General features: G+C 47.5%; 4 protein-coding genes. 1 reads left to right on the top strand and 3 read right to left on the bottom strand.

What is annotated here, in order from left to right; all coding sequences use genetic code 11:
- The coding region (locus Q0Y54_RS11555; RefSeq protein ID WP_297968066.1) for a DUF445 family protein at nt 1–937 on the top strand (937 nt) is incomplete at its 5' end.
- 294 nt (nt 938–1,231) lie between these two features.
- Here the strand turns inward: Q0Y54_RS11555 and Q0Y54_RS11550 are convergent.
- From Q0Y54_RS11550 to murQ, 3 genes are read right to left on the bottom strand one after another with little or no spacing between them, the layout of a single operon-like run.
- The gene (locus Q0Y54_RS11550; RefSeq protein WP_297968062.1) at nt 1,232–2,311 is read right to left on the bottom strand and encodes a DUF871 domain-containing protein; all 1,080 of its coding nucleotides are present in this window, start codon (nt 2,309–2,311) and stop codon (nt 1,232–1,234) included.
- Between the two features lies 1 nt (nt 2,312).
- Nucleotides 2,313–3,701, bottom strand: a complete 1,389-nt coding sequence (locus tag Q0Y54_RS11545) for a PTS transporter subunit EIIC (RefSeq protein WP_297968059.1) — start codon at nt 3,699–3,701, stop codon at nt 2,313–2,315.
- Nucleotides 3,702–3,740: 39 nt separating this feature from the next.
- A complete protein-coding gene (gene murQ, locus Q0Y54_RS11540) occupies nt 3,741–4,646 on the bottom strand; it encodes an N-acetylmuramic acid 6-phosphate etherase (protein ID WP_297968056.1) in 906 nt (301 codons plus the stop codon).
- Nucleotides 4,647–5,062 lie beyond the last annotated feature (416 nt).

The raw sequence follows: 5,062 nt of genomic DNA, 5'->3' as shown, positions 1-5,062 counted from the left end.
CAAGGCCAAATCCATTGATTATTCCACAAAAATCCGGGAATGGCTGGCAACGGAGGAGCACCGAGCTATGGCGGCAGGCTGGCTCCAGGGACTGCTGGCAGCTCATCTACAGGGACTTAAGCTGATGGCCGCCAACCGCCTTGATGAGTGGTTAAACAGTCCGGCTATGGGAGAACGGCTGCTGAATGAGCTAAGTAAAGGAACGGAGCATAGTGATATCATCAGCAGGCTGGCTGATGAATTCATCAAGGGGGCCGGTCGTTACGTTTCCCAGGAGGAATTTAAAGAGGCCCTTACCCGGTATTTGGACGGCTATATCGAGGAGAAGCTGAACAGCCCTATGGCAAAAATGCTGATGGGTACCGCCCAATCCACCAATCTGGTGAATATTGAGGAAGCCGTTGGACTGGTTCAGGAGCAGGCCCTAAAGCTGCTGCAGCAGCTGGCCACGGAGGGCAGCCCAGAGCGGCAGGAGGTACTGTCTGTCCTAAATGATGTGGTAAAACAGACCCTGAAAAATATGGATTTACAGCAGGAATTTGTGGACATCTGGCCCCATGCCGGCCAGGATACCTTTGATGTAAGAAATTCCATGGCCAATATTGATTTGGCCGGGGGGAAGGAAACAGGGAAATTTATGTATTGGCTGTCCGGAATTTTGGTGGATACCTTCTGGAGGCTACTGGAAACCCGGACCGGCATACACGATTATATTAATGAAACAGTGTACGGCATTACCGGCCGGGGAGCTCTTCAGGCCCAGGGCATGCTGGGGGATATTTCACGGGAGGTTTTGGGAAGCCTTACCGACGATCAGATGAATCACCTGATTTACGACAAGGCAGAACCGGATTTGCTGTGGATCAGAATGAATGGCTCCATTCTGGGGGCCATAATAGGTCTGTGTATTTATTCAATATTCTGCATAATAAATTAAATTTCAATGTATCTATGGCCTATTAGGTGGGGAATAGCAAAATAAGCAAGATGAAAGCATAGGGGCTTTCATCAGCCCTTACAACGAAATCTAGAGCTCATCTGCATCCTTCGGATTTGCTTCGCTAAGATTTCATAGTAAGCAAGATGAAAGCATACGAGCTTTCATCAGCCCTTACAACGAACACTAAGTTCCCACTGCGCCGTAGGCTTGTGCTCACTAAGTGTTCATAGTAAAAGGGATAACGCTGACCTTGGTTGCAGGTTAGCGTTATCCCTTTTTATATGTATTGATTCAGATAATAAATTGGAAGCTCGTATTAGGGGTGAGATAGGTTATCAGCCGCTTCTCGTCATTGGAAAGTGACGCAACAATATTTACCCGATGGTCAGCAGGCAGATAGCTCTTAATAATTTGCAGCTCTCCCTGATATCGTCCGTATTTCTCATTATCCAGTGTCACATACCCAATATTCCTGGGCCCGCAGTTATCGGCGGTGACGGTAATGTGCCTTTCCTGAATATAATGTCGGCTTTCCTGGGTGCGAACTACATCCCGGGCCTCGTCGGGACGGGTGGTAAAGGGCTGCCGCAGGAGGCTGATAATATTCTCCTGGGTGGTCCATGGCTCCGGCCGCAACCAGACCATGCCATCCATGGTGAAGTCCGCCAATAAATCCAGCTCCCTGTCATCCGGCAGCGAATCCCCCACAAACACCGAATCCACCCCCATGGCCAACAGATGCCTCAGGGCAAAATCAAAGCTAGTTTTCCGGTGCAGCTCCAATGTGGGCAAGCCGGCAAAAATCGGTGAACGGGGCCGGTGGAAGCTGGGAATGAAGGCACTGACCTTTATTCCATATTGATGGAGCAGCTGATTTTTTTTATAAACAAACTCCTCGGCCAGGCCTGTATTTTCCCGGGGGAAAAAATTATGCATGGCCTCAATATGGGCCATATTGGTACCGGCCTCCCGGAGCCTTTCCAGAAACTCCCCGGTAATGGTGGAGGCATTGAGCTGTATGTTTATTCCCAGAGTATTTTTACTTATGTCTATAATATCGTCGGTGGAGAAGCCGTCATCCAGACGGAGGGTTTCAATGCCAAGGCGGGCGAACTGCTCCAGGGAAAAATTCGTCATGGACAGCATTTTTATGACCCGGGGAGATACATCGGATATGATATCCATATTGTATTTTTTGCCCAGGGCCAGAATTTCCTTAAGCTCAGCCTTTAATACCTGGACATCAGCCTCCGGAATATGCAGGGAGGTAAAAATCCGTTTTATATTCCGTTGGGCGGCTTTTTTTATCAATTCAATGTTTTCCTGCCGCTGATTGTCAAGCCCCAGATAAACCGATATACCATTACTCATATTACTGCTCCTCCTCCTCAGGATCATCAAAGCCTATAACCCAGGTGGCAATAAAACCGGCAATATACGCTGTGATAAGTCCCATAAGGTATACAGGAATGTTATTGGTGGTGGCGGCCAGCGGCAAACCGGATATGCCCATGGCCGAAGCCCCTACCACAAAGGCGGCCTGAACAGCACCGCCAAAGGCACCGCCGATGCAGGCCCCGATAAACGGCTTGCCAAGGGGAAGGGTTACACCATAGATAAGGGGTTCACCCACGCCCATTATGCCAACGGGGAGAGCAGACAAAATAGTCTTTTTGAGGAATTTATTTTTGGTTTTTACATAAACAGCCAGGGAGGCACCTATTTGACCGGCACCAGCCATAGCCAGTATTGGCAGGAGAATAGTGACTCCGTATTCAGATAGCAATTGAGCGTGGATAGGGGTCATGGTCTGGTGTACTCCCAGCATAACCAGTGGCAGCCAAATACCACCCAGAACAAAACCGGTAAACATTCCCCCATGCTGGATGGCTGCAGTAGCAGCACTGCCAATGAATTCAGCAATAACCTGTCCCATAGGCTGTAACAGGAAAATAGCCGTAAGACCACCGATGAGCAGGACCATGAGGGGTGTCAGGAACAGACTGAACATCTCGGGAATAACCTTCTTTAAATACTTTTCCAGATAAGCCCCCAGAATAGCCACCATCAGCACGGCAATTATACCGCCGCGGCCTGGAACCAGATTGGTACCCATAAGATTTATGTTTGCAAGATTTGGATGACAAAGTACGATGGCAAGAATGGCACCCATAGTAGGAGAGCCACCAAATTCCTTGGCGGCATTATGACCCACCAAAATATTAAGCCCAAAGAAAATGGCATTACTCATAACCGTTAGAAGCTGAATGATTGGCCAGCTGGTTAATTCAGGATTAATCTTAAATGAAATACCTAATATACCTGTGAGAAGACCACAGGCAATAAATCCTGGAATCATAGGAATGAAAATGCTGGCAATGCGCTTGGTTAATAATTTTAAGGGAGTGGCATTTTTGGCCCGAATTTGGGCATGAAGCTCCTTGCCATCCCCAATGGCAGGCTTCCTGGAAATGGATGGGTCTGGATTGGGTGAAGCAGTATCGTTGGAGCCGGTGCTCATTATTGCAGCAAACTCATTGTATACGTTATCCACCCGGCCTGGGCCGAGAATAACCTGCAGCTCGGTGTCACTGAGATTAACCCCCATTACCCCAGGGATTTTTCTGATGGCCTCAGTATCAACCCTGTCATAAGCATTGAGCTTCAGGCGGAGCCTGGTCATACAATGGGTGGTATCCGCAATATTTTCCTTTCCTCCAACCTGTAAATAAATTTTTTCAGCAATAGCTTTGTAGTCCATGTTTTTACCTCGTGATTTAGAATATTTGAAGATGCAGTATTACTTTTTTAGCTTATTTAGCGCCTTTCCTATATAACCATCAGCCTCATCAAGAAGCCTTTGGGACACTTCCATGGTTTCACCGGAGATTATGTGGAAAATCGCCAGCTTGGCCCGTCCCCCCGCCGTATTTAGGGCATCAACAGCGGTATCCCGTTCACAGCCCGTTGCCTCCATTACAATACGGGTGGCCCGTTCCGTCAGCTTTTTATTGGAAGCCTTGACATCCACCATCAGGTGGCCATAAACCTTACCCAGCCTGATCATGGTGCCGGTGGACAGCATATTGAGAACCAGCTTTTGGGCGGTACCGGCCTTTAACCTGGTGGAACCGGTAATCACCTCCGGCCCCGGTTGGACCAGGATAGCATAGTCTGCCGCCTCCTCCATGGGAGAATTGGGGCTGCAGGTAAGGGATACGGAGACAGCACCTATTTCCCGGGCGTAATTAATGGCTGACAGGGTATATGGGGTTCGGCCGGAGGCCGCAATTCCCACCAATACATCCTTGGCATTAAAGCAATATTCATTAAGATCTCCCCGGGAAAATTCAGTGGAATCCTCTGCTCCCTCTACAGCCTTGAAAATAGCCGGCATTCCACCGGCAATAATGCCTGTTACCAGCTCCGGCTCTGTACCAAAGGTGGGAGGACACTCTACGGCATCCAGTATACCAAGACGGCCGGAGGTGCCTGCCCCGATATAGAACAGCCGCCCACCCTTTTTCAGCCTTTCGGCAATAATATCAACCACTGTTCCTATAATAGGAAGAACAGGCTCTATGGCTTTGGCTACCCGCTGATCCTCGGCATTCATCACCTTCAGCATATCAAGGGTGGACAATTCATCAATATGAGCTGTGGCAGGATTAGGCTGCTCCGTGGCTATTTCAGATAAATTAATCATTAAAACAATCCTCCAATGTATATAAGAGTATGTCAGGATAATATTGATTATACTATTTACCTTGGAAAAACCAAAGAAAAATGAAGGAAATTAAAAAAACTGTTGACAATCAACTGAAAAACGTGTAACATATGACAAGTCGTCACCCCAATGCGCAGAGATGGACAGCAAAGGTGAGGACAGGCAATTAACTTAATATTCAAATCAACTAAAATAATTTTTCAAAAAAGTTGTTGACAAGGATTTGAAAAACGGTTATATTATAAAAGCTGACTCACGAAGCAAAAGCTTCTGGGAAAGTGTTGGGATATTGATTAATATTCCCAGAAAAGAGTGATTCGCAAAGGGATTTTGTTGCAAAACAAGACAAAATACTTTCGTGAAGGTTTGGACGCGAAGTGATTTTTGGTCGTAGC

It is taken from the genome of uncultured Anaerovibrio sp. (assembly GCF_947302755.1).
Taxonomy (GTDB): Bacteria; Bacillota; Negativicutes; order Selenomonadales; family Selenomonadaceae; genus Anaerovibrio.
This window is presented reverse-complemented; position numbering and strand designations above follow the sequence as displayed.